Annotated in this window: 16 protein-coding genes; 4 read left to right on the top strand and 12 right to left on the bottom strand. The window is 72.5% G+C overall.

Annotation, left to right across the window (positions count from 1 at the left end; genetic code table 11):
• The first annotated feature begins 10 nt into the window (after positions 1 to 10).
• Together AB0N82_RS10040 and AB0N82_RS10045 are read left to right on the top strand one after the other, a co-directional pair.
• A complete protein-coding gene (locus AB0N82_RS10040; RefSeq protein ID WP_363391069.1) occupies positions 11 to 1,267 on the top strand; it encodes an HAD-IA family hydrolase in 1,257 nt (418 codons plus the stop codon).
• A 72-nt stretch (positions 1,268 to 1,339) separates the two neighbouring features.
• Positions 1,340 to 1,819, top strand: a complete 480-nt coding sequence (locus AB0N82_RS10045; RefSeq protein ID WP_363391072.1) for a GNAT family N-acetyltransferase — start codon at positions 1,340 to 1,342, stop codon at positions 1,817 to 1,819.
• Positions 1,820 to 1,920: 101 nt separating this feature from the next.
• Here the strand turns inward: AB0N82_RS10045 and AB0N82_RS10050 are convergent, their stop codons facing one another.
• On the bottom strand, positions 1,921 to 2,610 hold the full coding sequence (locus AB0N82_RS10050; RefSeq protein WP_363391075.1) for a DUF2848 domain-containing protein: 690 nt from the start codon (positions 2,608 to 2,610) through the stop codon (positions 1,921 to 1,923).
• Positions 2,611 to 2,739: 129 nt separating this feature from the next.
• Here AB0N82_RS10050 and AB0N82_RS10055 point away from each other — a divergent pair, with 129 nt between their 5' ends.
• Positions 2,740 to 4,086 carry an MFS transporter gene (locus tag AB0N82_RS10055; RefSeq protein ID WP_315995221.1) on the top strand — a complete coding sequence of 449 codons (1,347 nt, stop codon included), beginning with the start codon at positions 2,740 to 2,742 and terminating at the stop codon, positions 4,084 to 4,086.
• 63 nt (positions 4,087 to 4,149) lie between these two features.
• Here AB0N82_RS10055 and AB0N82_RS10060 read toward each other — a convergent pair whose 3' ends face one another.
• Positions 4,150 to 4,809, bottom strand: coding sequence for a GntR family transcriptional regulator (locus AB0N82_RS10060; RefSeq protein ID WP_363391078.1), 660 nt, complete (start codon positions 4,807 to 4,809; stop codon positions 4,150 to 4,152).
• Between the two features lie 45 nt (positions 4,810 to 4,854).
• Between AB0N82_RS10060 and AB0N82_RS10065 the strand changes: the two genes are divergently transcribed.
• Positions 4,855 to 5,658, top strand: a complete 804-nt coding sequence (locus AB0N82_RS10065) for a carbon-nitrogen hydrolase family protein (protein WP_363391081.1) — start codon at positions 4,855 to 4,857, stop codon at positions 5,656 to 5,658.
• A gap of 89 nt (positions 5,659 to 5,747) precedes the next feature.
• On the opposite strand, the gene AB0N82_RS10070 is transcribed toward AB0N82_RS10065, so the two are convergent.
• The 10 genes from AB0N82_RS10070 to AB0N82_RS10115 all read right to left on the bottom strand — a co-directional run bounded on the left by AB0N82_RS10070 (position 5,748) and on the right by AB0N82_RS10115 (position 18,350).
• On the bottom strand, positions 5,748 to 8,555 hold the full coding sequence (locus AB0N82_RS10070) for an FAD-binding and (Fe-S)-binding domain-containing protein (protein WP_363391084.1): 2,808 nt from the start codon (positions 8,553 to 8,555) through the stop codon (positions 5,748 to 5,750).
• The gene (locus AB0N82_RS10075) at positions 8,552 to 9,550 is read right to left on the bottom strand and encodes a PfkB family carbohydrate kinase (protein ID WP_363391087.1); all 999 of its coding nucleotides are present in this window, start codon (positions 9,548 to 9,550) and stop codon (positions 8,552 to 8,554) included. Before AB0N82_RS10075 ends, AB0N82_RS10070 begins: the two co-directional genes overlap by 4 nt.
• Complete coding sequence (locus AB0N82_RS10080) at positions 9,547 to 10,389, bottom strand: class II fructose-bisphosphate aldolase (RefSeq protein ID WP_363391090.1); 843 nt, start codon at positions 10,387 to 10,389, stop codon at positions 9,547 to 9,549. The genes AB0N82_RS10075 and AB0N82_RS10080 overlap by 4 nt, the downstream gene beginning before the upstream one ends.
• Positions 10,390 to 10,623: 234 nt before the next feature.
• Positions 10,624 to 11,613 carry an ABC transporter substrate-binding protein gene (locus AB0N82_RS10085; RefSeq protein ID WP_363391093.1) on the bottom strand — a complete coding sequence of 330 codons (990 nt, stop codon included), beginning with the start codon at positions 11,611 to 11,613 and terminating at the stop codon, positions 10,624 to 10,626.
• 41 nt (positions 11,614 to 11,654) lie between these two features.
• Positions 11,655 to 12,737, bottom strand: coding sequence for an ABC transporter permease (locus AB0N82_RS10090; RefSeq protein ID WP_363391096.1), 1,083 nt, complete (start codon positions 12,735 to 12,737; stop codon positions 11,655 to 11,657).
• Positions 12,734 to 13,513, bottom strand: a complete 780-nt coding sequence (locus AB0N82_RS10095) for an ATP-binding cassette domain-containing protein (protein WP_315995229.1) — start codon at positions 13,511 to 13,513, stop codon at positions 12,734 to 12,736. The genes AB0N82_RS10090 and AB0N82_RS10095 overlap by 4 nt, the downstream gene beginning before the upstream one ends.
• Before the next feature lie 2 nt (positions 13,514 to 13,515).
• Complete coding sequence (locus AB0N82_RS10100; protein WP_363391100.1) at positions 13,516 to 14,907, bottom strand: FGGY family carbohydrate kinase; 1,392 nt, start codon at positions 14,905 to 14,907, stop codon at positions 13,516 to 13,518.
• Positions 14,904 to 15,941, bottom strand: a complete 1,038-nt coding sequence (locus AB0N82_RS10105; protein ID WP_363391103.1) for a class I mannose-6-phosphate isomerase — start codon at positions 15,939 to 15,941, stop codon at positions 14,904 to 14,906. Before AB0N82_RS10105 ends, AB0N82_RS10100 begins: the two co-directional genes overlap by 4 nt.
• A complete protein-coding gene (locus tag AB0N82_RS10110) occupies positions 15,941 to 17,233 on the bottom strand; it encodes a LacI family DNA-binding transcriptional regulator (RefSeq protein WP_363391106.1) in 1,293 nt (430 codons plus the stop codon). Before AB0N82_RS10110 ends, AB0N82_RS10105 begins: the two co-directional genes overlap by 1 nt.
• 85 nt (positions 17,234 to 17,318) lie before the next feature.
• The gene (locus tag AB0N82_RS10115; RefSeq protein WP_363391109.1) at positions 17,319 to 18,350 is read right to left on the bottom strand and encodes a DUF4432 family protein; all 1,032 of its coding nucleotides are present in this window, start codon (positions 18,348 to 18,350) and stop codon (positions 17,319 to 17,321) included.
• Between the last annotated feature and the right edge of the window lie 22 nt (positions 18,351 to 18,372).

Below are 18,372 nucleotides of genomic sequence, written 5' to 3' on the forward strand. Positions count from 1 at the left end.
AATGACGAGCATGACACCGGTGACTTGCTACGTCTATGGTGGAGGTATGCCGTCGTCGTGTCAAATACCCGAATCGCTCGCCGTCCTCGTCGCCGGTCCCGCCGGCAGCGGCAAGAGCACGCTCGGACGCGCCCTCGCCACCGCGCTGCGCGCACCCCTCGTCGACCTCGACAGCGTGACCACCCCGCTGCTCGACGCCCTTCCCGCCGACGCCCTCGGCGGACACTGGCTCGCCTCCCCGCACGCCGGGGCCATCCGCGCCGGTCGCTACGCGGCACTGCGCGCAACGGCCGCCGATGCCCTCTCCACGTCGGGCCGCGTGGTCGTCGTCGCCCCGTTCACCGCGGAGCTCGCGGGCGGGGACGAGTGGACGGCGCTGCGCGAGGCACTGCTGCCCCTCGAGCCCGTCGTCATCCATGTCGACGGGGACCCGGCGATCCTGGCGTCCCGCCGCGCCGCGCGGGGCGCCTCCCGCGACGCGCACCGCGTGGACGTCACGCCGGTCGCACCCGCCGTCCCGGTGATCGCCGTCGACGCCGAGCTCACCACCGGGCAGCAGCTCGCCCGCGTCCTGCCCGCGCTCGGCATCCGCCGCCCCCTCGACGCGGGAGCCGCGATCTTCGCGCGCGAGTTCGACGCCGTGCTGTTCGACCTCGACGGAACCCTCGTCGACTCCACGGCATCCGTCGCCCGGTCCTGGCGGCGCTTCGCCGAGCACTTCGACGTGTCGATGGAGGCCCTGCACGCCAACCACGGTCAGCCCGCGCGCACGCTCGTGAGCCTGCTGCTGCCCGCCGAGCGGCATGCCGAGGCGCTCGCGCACGTCACCGACCTCGAGGTGGCGGATGCCGTGGGTCTCGCCCCCATCCGCGGCGCCGCCGACTTCTTCGCCTCCGTACCGGCCGACCGCCGCGCCATCGTGACCTCGGGGTCCGTCCCCATCGCCACGGCCCGCCTGGCCGCGGCCGGGTTCGCCCACCCCGACGTGTTCGTCACGGTCGACGACGTCGTCAACGGCAAGCCCGACCCCGAACCCTTCCTCCTCGCGGCCGAGCGTCTCGGCGTCGACCCCTCGCGCTGCCTCGTCGTCGAGGACGCCCCGGCCGGCATCGCTGCGGCCCGCGCGGCCGGCTGCGCCGTGATGGCGCTGACCGGCACGACCGCCGACGAGGAGTTGGGCGCCGATCTGGTGGTGGACGGACTGGATGCCGTTCGGCTCGAGGTCACGGCATCCGGGGCACTGCGGTTGCGGGGCTCCGTCGGCTGACCATCCGCGACCGGGATGCGGAGGATCCACCTCCCCGGAGGCGGGCGGCCCCGCGGGGCGATGATGGAGGGGATGACCCTCTCAAGCAGCCATGTCCTTCTCACCCGCATCACGCCGGCGATGGCACGACGGATCGTCGCGCGTGACGAGGAACCCGGAGACGACTGGCATCCGGACTATCCGTTCGTCGACGAGCTCGACCCGCTCGACGCCCTCGCGGCGTCCGAGTCGAGCGCGTCACCGTTCACGATGTACGCCATCCGTGAGCCGGCGACGCGGCTCGCCGTCGGCGGCCTCGGCTTCTTCGGCCCACCCGACGCGAGCGGAACCGTCGAATTCGGCTACGGCCTCATCCCCGCGGCACGAGGACGGGGGCTCGCGAGTGCCGCCGTCACCCTCGCCCTCGCGCACGCCCAGCACTGGGGCGCCCGCCGGGCGGTCGCCGACACCGAGACCGACAACGGCGCCTCGCGCCGCGTGCTGGAGAAGGCCGGGCTCCGCGAGACCGGGCGACGCGGCACCCTCGTGCTCTTCGCCCGCGACCTCCTCTGAAGGCGCGGGCGAGACGAGAGCCCGAGCGACGACGAAAGCCCGGACCGTTCGGTCCGGGCCGTCGTCGCTCACGGCCGGTGGACCGCGGCGCGAACGCTCGCTCAGCCGATGGGCGTCGGCATCCGCTCGACGTCGTAGCGGACGACGCTCGACTCCCCGGTGCTCTCGTCGAGCAGCTCGACCTCCCAGCGGTCGCTGAACTGGTCGACGCCCGCGACCATCGGGATCGTTCCCGAGATGAGGGCGACGCCCTCCTGGCGCTCGCCCCGCTCGGCCAGAACGTCGAGCCAGTACTGCGGCGAGAGCAGCTCGCCGACGCGGCCGTCCTGGATGAGGGTGCGCTCGGCGCCCACCCACGCCCGGAGGCGCAGGTCGTCGGCGCGATCGGCCAGAGACGACAGACGCCAGGCCCGGCGACCGAGCATGTCGGGACCGGCGTTCTTGCTCCAGGCGACGCCGTGCACCTCGAGGGCCCGATCGGTGTGGTCGCAGGCGACGGTGAGCAGCACGTCGTCCTCGCCGGGGCCGATGACGACGATGCCCCACTCGGCCTCGCCGGAAGTGCGCTCGTGCTGCGCCTCGACCCGGTCGCCCTGACGGGCCAGATACGACGAGACGGGGTACAGCGAGGGGGTGGTGGTGGGCGCCGGGACTCCCAGCTCGGCCAGTTCGTCGATGTGGTGCTTCACGGCCGCCTGGTCGCGACCGGCGTAGCCGGCGTTGTACATGTGCGTCACGTCGACGGAGACGAGGGTGCCCTCGCCGATGATCTCGAATTCCAGAGCGGTCACGTCGCCTCTTCCCATTGTTACGACGCGGGAAAATTTCCCCGTATCGGTTGCGTATACGTTTTGTATACAGGAAGTATGAGGGAAACGAAAACGCGGCGGTCCTCCTCGCCGACATCAGATGGGACTCTCATGACGAACGTTCGAAACGCTGTACCGGGCGGCCGGGAGCGCACGCGCTCGCTCGCCAAGGCGTACACCGCCAGCCTCACCGGCACCGCCCTGGAGTGGTACGACTTCGCCGTCTACTCCGCTGCCGCCGCCGTCGTGTTCCCGGCGCTGTTCTTCCCCGAGAACGACCCGCTCACGGGCGCGCTGCTGGCGTTCTCCACCTACGCCGTGGGGTACCTGTCGCGCCCGGTCGGCGGCATCGTGTTCGGCCGCCTCGGCGACAAGATCGGCCGCAAGAGGGTCCTCGTCATCACCCTCCTCCTGGTGGGCATCGCGACCTTCCTCATCGGCGTTCTTCCCACCTACGGCGCCATCGGCCCGCTCGCGGCCGTCATCCTCGTGCTGCTGCGCTTCGCCCAGGGCGTCGGCGTCGGCGGCGAATGGGGCGGGGCCGTCCTCCTCTCGAGCGAGTTCGGAACTCCGCGGCGCCGCGGCTTCTGGGCCTCCGCCGCCCAGGTCGGCCCGCCCGCCGGAAACCTGCTGGCCAACGGCGTGCTCGCCGTCCTGACCCTCGCCCTCTCCGACGAGCAGTTCCTCGCGTGGGGATGGCGCGTCGCGTTCCTCCTGTCCGCGGTGCTCGTCGCCTTCGGCCTGTGGATCCGCCTCGCCCTGGAGGACACCCCGATCTTCCGCGCCATCGAGCAGTCCGGCGACCGACCCGAGGCCCCCATCAAGGACGTGTTCCGCCTCGAGGGCCGCGGACTCCTCGCCGCCATCCTGTGCCGCCTCGCACCCGACATCCTGTACGCGATGTTCACCGTCTTCACCCTCACCTACGGACTCACGCAGCTCGGCATGGAGCGCTCGCAGGTGCTCACGGCCACCCTGATCGGCTCCGCCTTCCAGCTGGCGCTCATCCCCCTCGCCGGGTGGATCAGCGACATGGTCAACCGCCGCCTGCTGTACGCGATCGCCGCCGTGGCGGCCGCAGGATGGCCGTTCGTGTTCTTCCTCATGATCGGCGGCGGCTCCCAGCCGCTGTTCATCCTGGGCGTCGTCGTCGGTCTCGCCATCCACTCGTTCATGTACGGACCGCAGGCCGCCTTCATCACCGAGCAGTTCAGCCCGCGCCTGCGCTACACCGGATCGTCCCTCGCCTACACGATCGCCGGCGTCTTCGGCGGCGCTCTGGCTCCCGTGATCTTCACGGCGCTGCTCAGCGCGACCGGCAGCTGGGTCGCCCCGGCGATCTACCTCGGCGTCGCGGCCGTGCTCACCATCGTCGGACTGCTGCTCGGCCGCAACCCGCAGCACGCCGAAGACGAGGAGTACCTCGACGTGCTGACCGGAGCACGGGCCACGTCGTGACGACCGACGGCATCCGGTCCCCTCGGTCGGAGCGCTGCCCGCGCCCCGGCCGAGGGCCGCGCCTCACGCCCCGGTCAGGATCGTCCGGAGCGTGATGCTCAGGTGGTCGTCGATGGCCTTCTCGGCGGCCGCCTGATCTCCCGCGCGCAGGGCCTCGACGATCGCGCCGTGCTCGTGCGTCACGGCGTTCCACCGCGAGGGGCCGATGCTCAGCGCGGAGATCCCGACCCGAACCTGCTTCTCGCGCAGAGCCGCGTAGTTGCGCGAGATCAGCGCGTTGCCCGCGGCGTCGACCAGGGTCTGGTGGAACTCCCGGTCGAGCTCGATGCACTCGCGGGCCTGCTCGAAGGTCAGGCGGTCGAGTCCCGCGGTCACCGCGTCCTGACGCCGCATGACCTCGGCGAGTGCGTCGTGCGGCGAGAGCCGCTGGGCCAGGGCGCGCTGGACGGCGAACCGCTCGATCAGCCCGCGCATCTCCATCAGCTCGGCCGTCTCGCGCGGGGTGAGCGCGGCGACGCGGGCTCCGCGGCGGGGCTCGAGGTCGACCAGGCCCTCCGACGCCAGGATCAGCAGCGCTTCGCGCACCGGGGTGCGCGAGACCCCCACGGCGTCGGCCACGTCCTGCTCGTTGATGAAGCCCCCCTCGACCTGCGGGTCGGTCAGCAGCGAGCGGAGGTGTCCGAGAGCACGGTCTCGGCCCGAGGGGGGCGCGACAGAAGGCATACGACAGGTATACAACACGGGGATACCCGTACGAAGGAGACTCACATGCGCATCGCCCTGGCTCAGGTCGTCGCCGGTTCCGACCCCCTCGAGAACCTCTCGATCATCGCCCGCGAGGCCGCGCGCGCCGCCGAGGACGGCGCCGCACTCGTCGTCTTCCCCGAGGCGGTCATGTGCCGCTTCGCCGGCCCCGACCTCGCCGAGGTCGCGCAACCGCTCGACGGCGCGTGGGCCGACGAGGTGCGCCGCGTCGCCCGCGAGGCGGGTGTGACGATCGTCGTCGGCATGTTCACCCCGGCCGACACCCCCGGGCGGGTGCGCAACACGCTCCTCGTCGCCGGGGCGGCCGAGACCGCCTACGACAAGATCCACCTCTACGACGCGTTCGGCTATCGCGAATCGGATGCCGTCGAACCCGGCCTGCAGCCCGTGCTCTTCGATCTGGACGGCGTCCGCATCGGACTGGCCACCTGCTACGACGTCCGCTTCCCCGCCCTGTTCCGCGCTCTGGCCGACGACGGCGCCCACCTCGTGCTGGTGGCCGCCTCCTGGGGGTCGGGACCCGGCAAGCGCGAGCACTGGGAACTGCTCACCCGTGCCCGCGCCCTCGACGCGACGACCGTGGTAGTCGCGGTCGGCCAGGCCGACCCCCGCACCACCGGACGCGACGACGGCGTCGGAGCGCCCACCGGCATCGGCTACAGCGCGGTGGTCGCCGCCGACGGTGCGGACCTGGTCCGCCTCGGCGAGGCCCCGCAGACGCGGGTCGTCGACGTGTCCGAGGCCCTGTCCGCGGTCGCCGAGGTGCGCGCGAAGATCCCGGTCCTCGCCAACGCCCGGCGGTTCTGACCCGGGCACGCATCCCCGCCCGCCGGAGCACGCCTTCCGCCGCCGCTCCCGCGGTGCAGCCGCGCGCCCGCGCTCCACGACGCGGCCCCTCAGCCGAGGGGTCGCGTCGCCTCCTCCAACAGCTCCAGCACGTGCACGTACGACTCCCCCGTCGCCTTCGTCATCCCGAGCTCGCAGGTGCGGTTGCACGACGCGAAGGCATCAGCGCCGAACCCGGCGACCTCGGCCGCCTCAGGGGCGGTCGCCGCCTCGGTCAGCTCGGGGTGCAGCATCCCCCGGTCGCCCGCGTACGCGCAGCATCCCCATGCGTCCGGCACGCGCACCTCCGACGCCACGGCCGCCCCCACCGCCCGCAGCGCCGGATCGATCCCCAACTGCGTCGACGAGCAGGTCGGATGCAGGGCCAGCAGCTGCGCCACCGGCGTCGGCGTGAGACGCGGAAGAAGAGTGGATGCCGCGAAGGCCACGGCATCCACGACCTCCACGCCCTCGTCGCGCAGGGTCGCGGCGAAGCCCTCGGTGCAGCTGGACGCGTCGCAGACGACCGGGAGGGCCCCGTCGCGCGACGCCGCGCGCACCGCGGCGCGCACGCGGGAGGTCATCGTGGCGTGTCCCTTCGCGTAGCCCTTCGACGACCACGGCGTCCCGCAGCAGAGCGCGTCGATGCCGTCCGGCACGACGGCTGAGACCCCCGCACGTTCCAGCAGGCGCGTGAACGCCGCGGTCGCACCGATGCCCTCGGCGGGCCCGAACATGCTGCCCACGCACGCGGGGAGGAACACCGCGACCGGCTCCACTCCGGAAGCCCCGACGACGGTCCCGAGCGATCGACGAGACGCCCCACCCGCGGGCAGCTCCGCCGCGTACCGGGGCACCGTGTCGGTGCCGAGCACCGCGCGAGCGGCATCCGTCACCGCGCGCACGGCGGGAGTGGGGAGGGCCGATGCGACGCTCAACGCGGCGGCCCCCGCCCGTGTCACCGCACCCCACCCGGTCGCCGCGGCGGACCAGCCCGCAGCGAGCACCGGGTTCGCCTCATCGCGGCGGAAGCGCTTCATGAGCGCCCCGGTGTTGATCTGCACGGGGCACGCCGTCTGGCACATGCCGTCGACGGCGCAGGTCTGCACGCCGTCGTAGTCGTAGTCCTTCTCGAGCTCCGCGACGAGGGCGCCGTCGCCGCGTTCGCGGGCGGCGGTCGAGGCGCGCCGAACGACGATGCGCTGGCGGGGGGTCAGCGTCAGCGACCGACTCGGACACACCGGCTCGCAGTACCCGCATTCGACGCACCGGTCGGCCTCGGGCTCGATCGACACCGGGGTCTTGAGGTTCCGCATGTGCGCGGCCGGGTCGTCGTCGATGATGACGCCCGGATTCAGGACGCCGCCCGGGTCGAGCAGCCGCTTCAGTCGGACCATCACGTCGTACAGTTCGTCTCCGTACTGCCGCCGCACGTACGGCGCCATGGCGCGGCCCGTGCCGTGCTCGGCCTTGAGATTCCCGCCGGCGTCGAGGACGAGGTCGACCATCGCGTCGGTGAAACCCTCGAAGCGCCCGAGGGCCTGCGCGCCCTCGAAGCGGTCGGTGAGCATGAAGTGGATGTTGCCGTCCTTGGCGTGGCCGAAGATCACACTGTCGCGATAACCGAAGCGTTCGAACAGCTCCTGCAGACCCTCGCACGTGTCGGCGAGGCGCTCGACCGGCACCACGACGTCCTCGAGCAGTGCGGTCGTGCCGCTCGGCCGGGCACCCGCAACCGAGGCGTAGAGGCCCTTGCGGAACGTCCACGCGGCGGCGCGCTGCGCCGGGTCGCTCGAGAACACCGCGGGCTCGAGCAGCGGTTGCTGCCCGAGCACACGGGCGCCGGCGGCGGCGAGATCGTGCAGCGCGGGGGCGTCGTCGGCGTGGTACTCGACGAGCAGCGCCGCCTGCGTCGTGGCCTCGAAGCCGTGGATGGCGGCGGGCGTGCCGGCCAGACGCTGTCCGACGCGCAGGGAAGTGGCATCCATCAGCTCGAGCGTCGCCGCGCCCGTGGCCACCAGAGCCGGGAGCGAGCGGGTGGCCGCGTCGAGGGTCGGGAAGACGGCGAGGGTGGTCGCGATCGCCGAACGGATCGGCACCGTGCGCAAGGTCGCCTCCGCGACGAAGGCGAGCGTCCCCTCCGACCCGACGACGAGGTGCGCGAGCAGCGCCGCGGGGCTGTCGAAGTCGAGGAACGCGTTCAGGGCGTAGCCCATCGTGTTCTTCATCGCGAACTGCCGCTCGATGAGGGAGACGCTCGCGGGGTCCCCCACGACGCGCTCGCGCAGCCGCAGCAGCCCCTCGACGAGGGCGGGCTCGCGCTCGTGCAGCAGCCGGTCGGCATCCGGGTCGGCCGTGTCGACGACGGTCCCGGATGCCAGCACCAGCACGAGCGATTCGAGGGTGCGGTACGAGTTCTCCACCGTGCCGCACGCCATGCCGCTGGAGTTGTTCGCCACGACACCGCCGATCGTGCACGCGGCCTCGCTCGCGGGGTCGGGGCCGAGGCGATGCCCGTGGCGCGCGAGCCGCGCGTTGACCTGCCGCACCGTGGCGCCCGGTTGCGTGCGCACGCGGCGTCCGTCGTCGAGCACGTCGATGCGTCCGAACCCCTGGCGCACGTCGACGAGCAGTCCCGCCCCCGACGACTGGCCCGACAGGCTCGTGCCGCCCGAGCGGAAGGTCACCGGGGTGCGCGAGGCGGAGGCGGCGCGCAGGATCGCGCCGACCTCCGCGGCGTCGGCCGCGACGACCACGGCATCCGGAGTGAGCAGGTAGTGCGACGCATCGTTCGCGTAGGCGACGCGGTCGATCGCGCGCGTGCGGATGCGGGAGGAATCGGCGACGGCCGCGGCGACCTCCGGGGCGAGCGGGGTCATGCCTCCCCCTCGGGACTGAGCGCCCGTGTCAGATCCGGTTCGGTCTCCACGAGAGCCCGGATGCCGTGCGGCGGTCCCGCGACCAGCGTCGAGGCGTGCGCGACGGCGTGCGCTCCCCACTCGGCGGCCGACGCCGCGGCGAGGACGAGGGCATCCGCTCCGACTGCGACGGCCGCGGGTTCGCGGGTCACGCCGAGGAGGTAACCGGCGAGGGCGGCGTCTCCCGCCCCGGCGGTGTTGGCGACGAAGGGGGCGTCGGCCCGCGCGAACACCGCGCGCTCCGCCGTCACGGCGACGAGGCCGTCGGCGCCGAGGCTCGCGAGCACCGTGCCCACGCCCCGCTCGACGATCTCGCGCGCGGCGGAGACGACGTCGCCGAGGCTCGTGAGGGGGCGACCGACCGCGGCCGCCAGCTCGTCGGCGTTGGGGGTCAGCAGGTCGATGCCGGCGGGGTCGGCGAGCAGTGCGTCGAGAGCCGTTCCGCTGGTGTCGACGGCGACGCGCGCGCCGTGCTCCCGGGCCACCGCGCGGACCGCGTCGAGATCGACCGGCGCGCCGGCGCCCGCGAGGTCGGGGAGGCTCCCCGAGATCACGAGCCACGGCTCCGTGCGCGCGGCGAGCTCCGCGCGCAGCGTCGCGACGGTGGCATCCCATGCCTCCGGTGACAGCGGCGGGGTGGGGGCGTTCACCTTGGTGGTGGCACCGTCGGCGTCGATGATCGAGGTGTTCACACGGGTCGACCCGGGTACCTCGACAATCCGCAGCAGCGGAGCGGTGAGCCCGCAGCGCGCGAAACGCACGTCGTCGGCGCCCAGCACGACCACCGCCGCGGTGTCGGCACCCCCGGCGGCGAGGGCGGCCGAGACATTCACGCCCTTGCCGCTCACCTCGCGCGTGTAGCTCTCGGCGCGCGTGAACGCTCCGCGCCGCAGCGCGCCGACGCGGTACGTGGCGTCGATCGCCCCGGCGGCGGTGAGGGTGACGACCCCGGTCACGCGCGGACCTCCGTCGCGACCCGGCCGGTGACGACGTCGAGCAGACGGTGCACCTCGGCCGCGACCGCGGAGCGCCCGGGGGCGAGCCAGCGGCGCGGGTCGATGGCATCCGGATCCCGATCGAGCTCGGCGCGCACGGCCGCCGTGAGCACGGTGTTCAGGTGCGTACCGATGTTGATCTTGCGCATGCCCGCGCGCACGGCGCCGTCGATCCCGGCGTCGGCTACTCCGCTGGAGCCGTGCAGCACGAGGGGCACGGACACGGCCGCGGCGAGCTCGGCGATCAGCGTTTCGTCGAGCCGGGCGCTGCGCTCGCGCATGGCATGCTCGCTGCCCACGGCGACGGCGAGGGCGTCGACGCCCGTGGCCTCGACGAAGCGCACCGCCTCGGCGACGTCGGTGCGCACGCCCGGCGTGTGGGCGCCCTTGCCGCCGATCTCCCCCAGCTCGGCTTCGATCCAGGCTCCCGCGTCGTGGACGCGGGCGGCGACGGCGGCGGTGCGCTCGAGGTTCTCGGCATCCGTCAGGTGGGCGGCGTCGAACATCACCGAGCGGATGCCGACGGCCAGCGCCTCGTCGACGAGCGGCTCGTCGGTCGCGTGGTCGAGGTGCACCACGACGTCGACGTGCGCGGCGTCGGCCAGGCGCAACGCGGCGCCGGCGGCCGGGGCGAGACCCCCGTGGAACGCGATGGCGTTCTGCGACAGCTGGAGGATCACACCGGTGCCGGCCGCCTCGGCGCCGGTGACGATGGCCTCGGCGACCTCGAGGGTGATGAAGTTGAAGGCCCCGACCGCGCGGTGCGCGGTGAGGAGGGCGGGCATGTCTGCCAGGGGCACGGCGGTGTCTTTCTCGTCGGGTACGGCCCCGTGACGAGTACGCCGCGCGGGCGCATCCCCGGGGTGGGGCCGTGTCTTTCTCACCGGGGCGCGGGGCGCGTCCGGGTTCGGGGCGTGTTTCGTCGTTCGGGGCGTGAGGTTTTCGCCCCACGGCGCGGAACCCGCCCCGAACCGGGAAGGGAAGGGGGGGTGGATGCCGGGACCTCGCGTGTGCGGGGTCCCGGCATCCGGGTGTCAGCAGGAGGACTTGTAGACCGCGTCCTTGCCCTCGCCGTCGATGTTGTCCTTCGTGAGGATGGTGAAGCCGGTCTGGATCTTCTCCTCCGTCGACTCGCCCTTCAGTGCGGCGATGGCCTGCTTGACGCCGTCGGAGCCGATGGTGGCGGGCTCCTGCGCGACGAGCGCCTGCACCGTGCCGGCCTGCAGGGCCTTGACCTGGGCGGGGCCCGCGTCGAAGCCGACGATCGTCACGGCGCCCTGCTTGCCGGCCTGCTGCACACCGGTGGCCGAGCCCTCGGCGGCGAACAGGTTGGCGGCGAAGATGCCGACGATGTCGGGGTCCTTCTGCAGCGCGGCGGTTACGATTTCGGCCGCGGTCGAGGGCTCGTTGTGCGAGTACTGCACGCCGACGGATTCGAACTTCGAGTCCTCGGCGACGGCGTCTTCGAAGCCCTTCGCGCGGGCGTCGGTGGTGGAGATGCCGGGATCGACCGACACGACGAGCACCTTGCCGCCGTTGGGGTTGGCATCCTGGATCGCCTTGAACGCGGCAGCTCCGCCGCCTTCGTTGTCGCTGGAGATCTGCGACACCGCACCGGAGGGGTCCTCGAGCGTCGTGTCGACGAGGACGACCTTGATGCCCGCGGCCTCGGCTGCCGCGATGGGTGCCTGCATGGCCGACACGTCGGTCGGCGCGATCAGCAGCGCGTCGGGCTTCGACGCCACGACGGCGTCGACGATCGGCTTCTGCAGGGTCGGGTCGAACTTCTCCGGGCCCTGGGTCGTGACGGTGGCGCCTTCTTTGGCGGCTTCGTCCTGGATGCCGCACTGCATGGAGATGTAGAACTCATCTCCCGCGACGCCCTGCACGAACGCGATCTTGTAGCCGCCGTCGGAGCCGCCCGAGGCGGATCCCGACGACGAGCCGCCGGAGCACCCGGCGAGGACGAGGGTGGCTGCGGCGCCGAGGGTGGCGAACGCGAGAACCTTCTTGTTCCACTGCATTGTGATGACCGTTCTCTCTTGGGGGTGTCGGATGCCGGGCCTCAGCCGCGGCGTCCTCCGCTGACGAACTTCCGCCAGAGGCTCTGGGTGTTGCCGCGGGTCGCGGCGGTGCGGCGCACCTGGTCGACGTAGACGGCGGTGATGAGCACCGCGCCGACGGCGACCTGCTGCCAGAACGGCTGCACGCCGGTGATGACGAAGCCGTTCTGCAGCACGGCCGGGATGAAGAGGCCGACCACCGTCCCGAAGATCGTGCCGACGCCGCCGAAGAGCGACGTGCCGCCGATGACCACGGCCGCGATGACGTTGAGGTTGGTCTGCGACTGCCCCGCGATCGCAGTGGTCGAGAACTGCGACAGGGCCAGGATGCCGGCGAGCCCGGCGAGCGCCCCCGACAGCGTGTAGACCGAGATGAGGTGGCGGTCGACCTTGACGCCGACGCGACGGGCGGCGAGTTCGCTCGAGCCGACGGCGTAGGTGTAGAGGCCGAATTTGGTGAAGTGCAGCACCACGGCGCCGATCACGACGACCACGAGGGCGATGACGCTGATGATCGGCAGCGACCCGAAGACGTTGCCGTAGCCGATCGACACCGTCAGCACGGTCGGCACATCGCGGATGTCGACACCGCCGGTGAGGATCTGCGCGAGACCGAGGGCCATGCCCAGGGAACCCAGGGTGACGATGAGCGGCGGGATCTTCGCCTTGGCGATGAGGAACCCGTTCAGCAGCCCCCAGCACACGCCGCTGAGGATGGACACGAGGATGCCGACGGTGGCCACTCCCCAGCCCTCGCCGCCGAGCGCGCGCATCGTCAGGGCCGAGACGACGCCCGAGAACACCAGGACCGAGCCGATCGAGAGGTCGATGCCCGAGGTGATGATGATGTACGTCATGCCGACGCCGAGCACCGCGAGGATCGAGGCGTTCTGGATGATCAGGCGGAAGTTCGACCACTGTGCGAACGAGTCCGGCGCGAGCGCGCTGAAGATCAGCACGATGACGATGAGGATGAGCAGGATCTGGAAGGCCTGCGCCTTCAGCAGTCCGACGAAGAAGTTCGGCTTGGTGTCTTCGAACGTGCCGATGGCCACCGTCTCGGTGGGAGGGGTCGTGGTGCTCACTTCTGGTCGTCCTTCGTGACGGCGCCGGTCATGAGCCCGACGAGTTCTTCCATGGAGGTGTCCTTGGCGGAGACGTTGGCGACGCGTGTGCCCAGACGCAGCACCTGCACGCGGTCGCACACCTCCATGACGTGCGGCATGGAGTGCGAGATGAGCACGACGGCGATGCCCTTGTCGCGCACACGGCGGATCGTCTCGAGCACGTTCTTCGTCTGACGCACGCCGAGGGCTGCCGTCGGTTCGTCGAGGAAGACGAGGCGACCGGCCCAGTGCACCGCGCGGGCGATCGCGATCGCCTGACGCTGGCCGCCCGACATCTCGCCGACGGGCGAGGTGAGCGAGCGCACCGTGGCGCCGAGCTCGTCGAACGCCGCGCGGGAGGCGACAGCCATTTCCTTGGTCTTCATGAACCCGAGCGCGCCTGCGAGCCCCGGGCGACGGATCTCGCGGCCCAGGTACATGTTCTGCACCGGGTCGAGATGCGGGGCGAGCGCGAGGTCCTGGTAGACCGTCTCGATGCCGAGCGACGAGGCGACCTGGGGGTTCGACATCTCGATCGGCTTGCCGTCGAAGAGGATCTCGCCCTCGTCGATGGCGAGGTTGCCCGACAGGGCCTTCACGAGCGTCGACTTCCCCGCGCCGTTGTCACCGATGAGGGCGGTGACCTCGCCGGGGTAGACCTCGAAGTCGACATTGCTGAGGGCGCGGACATGACCGAACTGACGCGACAGACCGCGTGCCTGGAGCACGGGGACCGCCGTGGTGACTGACGACATCGTCAGCTCCTTTCCGTGGTGAGAAGAGGGGAGGAGAGGAACGTCTCGGCGACGTCCTCGAAAGAGCGGGGGTCGACGGCGAACGCGGCGAAGAGCGCGGCGCCGTACGCGGTGCCCTCGTCGTGGGTGGACACCGTGACCGCGGGCAGCAGCGCCGAGCGCGAGCGCACGACGGATGCCATCGACGACCAGCCGCCGGTGAGCACCGTGGACGTGGGCGGGGCCACCTCGCGGTCCATCACGGCCATGCATTCGGCGAGCATGTCGTTGCCGTGGCGCAGCGACGCCGCGAACAGCTCGGCGGGACTGAGCCCGTCGCTCTGCGCGACGATCTTCAGCACGCCGTCGTCGTTGCGGGCGCCCGAGACGGCGAGTCCGGCATCCGAGACGGTGCCGGCGACGGGCAGCCCCATGGTCTCGTCGTCGATGCGCGCGCGGCCCACGGCATCCGTGATCCCGAGCATCTGCAGCACACGGCGCATGAGCAGACCCGACTTGGTCCCGGCCAGCAGCACGTACTTGCCGGGGATGACGTGGCGGACGCAGTTGATTCCGGCGCGCGCGAGGCGCTCGCGGGCGTCGAATGCGAGGGTGTCGTCGAGCACGCGCACGAGGGCTTCGGCGGTGCCCATCGAGTCGTACAACTGCCCCGTGTGCGTGGCTCCGGCGGCGACCGCCGAGACGAGGTGGTCGTGCCCCGCGACGGTGAGGGCCGCGCCCCGGAAGCCCGCGGGCAGCAGCGGGTCGGTGATCGTCCCCACCGCTTCGCCCGCACTGACGAGAGTCCCGAGGATCGCCTCGTCGACGCCGAGCACATCCAGCGCCGCCTGCCAGGGGGTGCTGTCGTCCTGGTCGATGAGCCCGGTGCGCGACACGAGCGAGTACTCGGCCACGCGCGGTCCGCCCAGGGCGTGCACGACGTACTCGGGCACGTTCAGGAAGGTGGTCCCCCGCAGCTCCACACCCTCGTCGCGCAGGTGGAGGAGTTTCGAGAGGGATGCCAGGGGCCCGACGGGCAGGCCGGTTCGCCCGAGGAACTCGGCGCGGAACGCGTCGGGCGTCGCCATGATCTGCGCAGCCCCGCGCGGGTCGAACCACGCCATGATCGGCGCGAGCGCGGTGCCGTCGGCATCGACCAGCACTCCCGCCTCGGCCATTCCCGACACTCCGAGCGCCAGGATGCGGTATCCGCCCTCCAGCCGCGCGTCCGCCTCGGCGGCGAGGTCGCGCACGACCGCGATGGCCTGCGCGGCGGTCATCTCGGCTCGACCGTGGTCGAGGTTCGTCCAGGGCGACCGGCGGCTCACCACGAGCACCTGGCGTCCGTCGGGCGTGGCCACCAGCAGCTTGGTGCTGGTCGAGCCCATGTCGACGCCGACGACGTAGTCGGTCATCGCACCCCACCCCCGCGCAGGGTTCCGGGCCACCCGGCGCCGGGGGCGGCGACGAGCACCTCGGCCTCGCCGGTCAGACGCCACGCCCCGAAGGCGTGGGGCACGGCGTAGACCTGGCCGCGCTCGACATCGACCGACGCCGTATCCGACACGAGCGCCCCCGACCCCTCGCGCACGAGCACGACGGCGAAACCGGCCTCGCGCGCCGCGGTCTCTCCCGCGGCGTCGAAGAGGCGGAAGTACGGGTCGGCGACCGCGGGGAGCAGCGAGCGGAAGTCCGCCCCCGCCGGGGTCGTCCCGGCGGTGCTGGTCAGGGCGTCGAGGGCAGCGACATCCAGCTTCTCGGTCGACACCGAGGGCATGACGGCGTCGAAGCCGAGGTCGAGGTGCGACTCCTCGCGGGTCGAGGTCGTGACCGACCACTCCAGCAGGATCGAGAAGTCGGTGGGTTCCTGCACTTCGGCGACGAAGATGCCGCCGTCGATCGCGTGCACGGTGCCGGCGGGCACGAGCACGCCCATCCCCGGTCGCACGACGACGCGGTTCATGCGCGAGAGCATCCACTCGCTGTCCTGCGCGTCGCGGCGGCGGTCGAGTTCGTCGCGGTCGACGGACTGGTTCCAGCCGACGTGCACGGCGCAGTCGTCCTCGGTCTCGAGCACGTACCAGGCCTCGGTCTTGCCGTAGGGGCAGTCGAGGTGGGCGGCGGCGAAGTCGCGGCCCGGGTGCACGTGGACGGGGAGGCGCTGACGCGCGTCGAGGAGCTTGACCAGGATGCCGAGATCCGCGGCATCCCGTCCTCCGCGCGCCCCCACCCACGCGGCACGATCCCCCGCCACGAGGTCGCGCAGGAGATCGCCGTCGTCGGTGACCGCGAGGCCGACCTCGTCGGATCCGAAGCGCGAGACGGTCGAGCCGAGCCACTCCTCGGGCTGTCGGTCGGTCTGGGGCACGATGCCGCGGAGGGCGGCGATGCGATCGCCGCCGCGGTAGAAGTGCTGCACGGGGTTGGGCGGCAGGAGGACGGGCTTCATCACGGGGCTCCGATGGGGGCTGCGGCCGACACGTCGGCGTCGCCGGCCGGCTGGGGGTGGACGAGGGCGAGGGCCGTCGCCGCGAGGGCGGCGGCGGGTTCGGAGAGAACGGGGAGAGGGGCGGCGTCGGGCGAGGGATCTCCCGCGACCACGCCGGCGGCGTCAGCGGATGCCTCCGAGCCCGCCGAGCGCACCGCGACCCCAGCCGTGGCCCCTGAGCCCGTCGAAGGGTCCGCCGCGGTGCCCGCCGGTGGTTCGACCTCGCCCGACCCCCGGGGCACGAGCCGCGTCGGCACGACGATGCGCACCGGCCCCTCGTCGGGCCGCTCAGCCCGCTCGCGCAGCCGCCGGAACGCGGCGGCACCGAGCAGACGCGGGTCGTGGTCGACGTACGTGATGCCGGGCTCGAGCACCTCGGCGAGCGTGAAGTCGCCGAACGAGACGAGCGCCGGCATGCGCAGCCCCCGCGCGCGGATGGCGCGGACCGTGCCGATGGCCGCCAGGCTCGTCGCGCACAGCAGCGCGGTGGGAGCGTCGTCGCGCTCGAGCAGGAGCGCGGCCTCGGCGGCGTCGCCCGAGCCGAACCGCTCGTGCGTCACCACGAGCGACGGGTCGAAGGGCAGTCCCGCCGCCTCGAGAGCCGACCGGTAGCCGGCGAGCCGGTCGCTCACCGTGGGGTACGACACGTCCTCGCGCATGAAGGCCACGCGACGATGCCCGCGCGCGATCAGGGCGGTGGTGGCCTCGACGGCCGCACCGACGTCGTCGATGACGACCGCGTCGATTCCCTCCCGCGCCCGGTCGACGGTCACGACGGGGAAGCGCGCGCCGAGACCGGCGAGCGTCTCCGCCTCCACCTCGACGGGGGCGACGATGAGTCCGGCCAGACGGTGACCGGTCAGGCGGTCGAGCTGCGTGCGCTCGCGCGCCGCGTCGTATCCGGTGCTGGCGAAGATGACGCTCAGTCCCTCGGCGACCGCGAGCTCCTCGACGACGCTCACGAAGGCGGCGAAGAACGGGTCGGAGATGGCGTCGATCAGGATGCCGACGGTGTCGGCCGCACGCCGCTTGAGCTCCCGGGCGCTCCGGTCGGGCACGAAGCCCAACGCCCGCACCGTCTGCCGCACGCGGTCGCGGGTCTGCGGCAGCACGCCCGGCTCGTCGTTGATGACGCGCGAGACGGTCTTGGGGCTGACGCCCGCCGCGGTGGCGACGTCGATGAGACGAGCGCGGGGGCGGGGCGCCGGGGCCTCGCCGACCGTGGTCGCGGCCACCGTCTCGTCGTGCGTCATCGCATCTCCGACATCGTTGTCATTCGGGGCGAAACCCAGGGCCGGGCTTCGATGGAGTCATCCTGCGACTACGTGGACAACGTTGTCAAGTCTCGGATCGGTCACGGATGACATCGATGTCGAGACCCAGCTCCCACGAGGCGCCCGGCGCGAGGGCGCGCAGCAGCCCCGCGGCGCGCGCGTCGGCACGACCGAGGATCGTCGCCGCGGTGGCAGGCTCGACCCCCAGCACCGATCCGTCGTCCTGCGCCACGCGCCACTGGAACATCGCCGGCAATGAGGCGGTGTCGAAACCGATGCGGATGCCGAGCCCCGACGTCGCGACGACCTCCGCGCTCACCCGCCGGCCCGCCGGCAGATCATGGCGGAACACCTGCTCCGGATACTCGGACGCCGGCGCGGGGAACTCCGCCCAGGTCGCTGCCCCGGCCGCCGCGGCCGCGTCGCGCGGAAGAACGCGCCCCGCCGGAGACCGCAACAGCGTCCCCTCGTCCACGAGGGGCCAGCCGAGGTTCACGTGGTAGAGCACCATCGGCTCGACGGGACCCGCCCCGCGGTTGACGATCTCGTCCCGCAGCTCGATCCGCGCCTCGCCGAGCGGCACGCGCACGCGGCGACGCAGCTCCAGGTGCGCGCCGAGCACGGTGGCCTCCACCACGGTCGCCTCGACGACCACGGCATCCGCGCCGACTTCCGCTCGCCGGACGGATGCCGACAGCCCGCTGTAGCGACCGTGCTGCGGGTGGTCGCCCTCGGCGTCCGACGACGGCGGCCCGAACGAGAGCAGGCCGCACGTCGTGACGAGCCCTCCCCCGAACGACGCGCCGAAGCCGCTCGCGCCCGGCCGCGGCCACCCCGTGGGAGACACCCACGCGAGCGGGACGCCGCGATACCGCACCTGCCCGATGTCGAGCCCGCGGTCGGGCAGCAGCTCGATGTCGAGGTCTCCGGCGACGACCCGGAGGCGCCGGGTCCCGGCATCCGGTCCGTCGGTGCGCAGCGACTGCTCCACCGACGCGACCTGCGCCGCCGAGCCCGCGCGCCGGAGCGCCTCGTCGATCGATCGTCCGTACAGCTCACCCATGAGCTCCGCCTTCCTCGCCGTGCTGCGCCTCACGCTAGCAGCGATTGACAACGTT

Origin of the sequence: Microbacterium sp. NPDC089186 (assembly GCF_040685115.1) — a bacterium.
GTDB lineage: Bacteria > Actinomycetota > Actinomycetes > Actinomycetales > Microbacteriaceae > Microbacterium > Microbacterium galbum.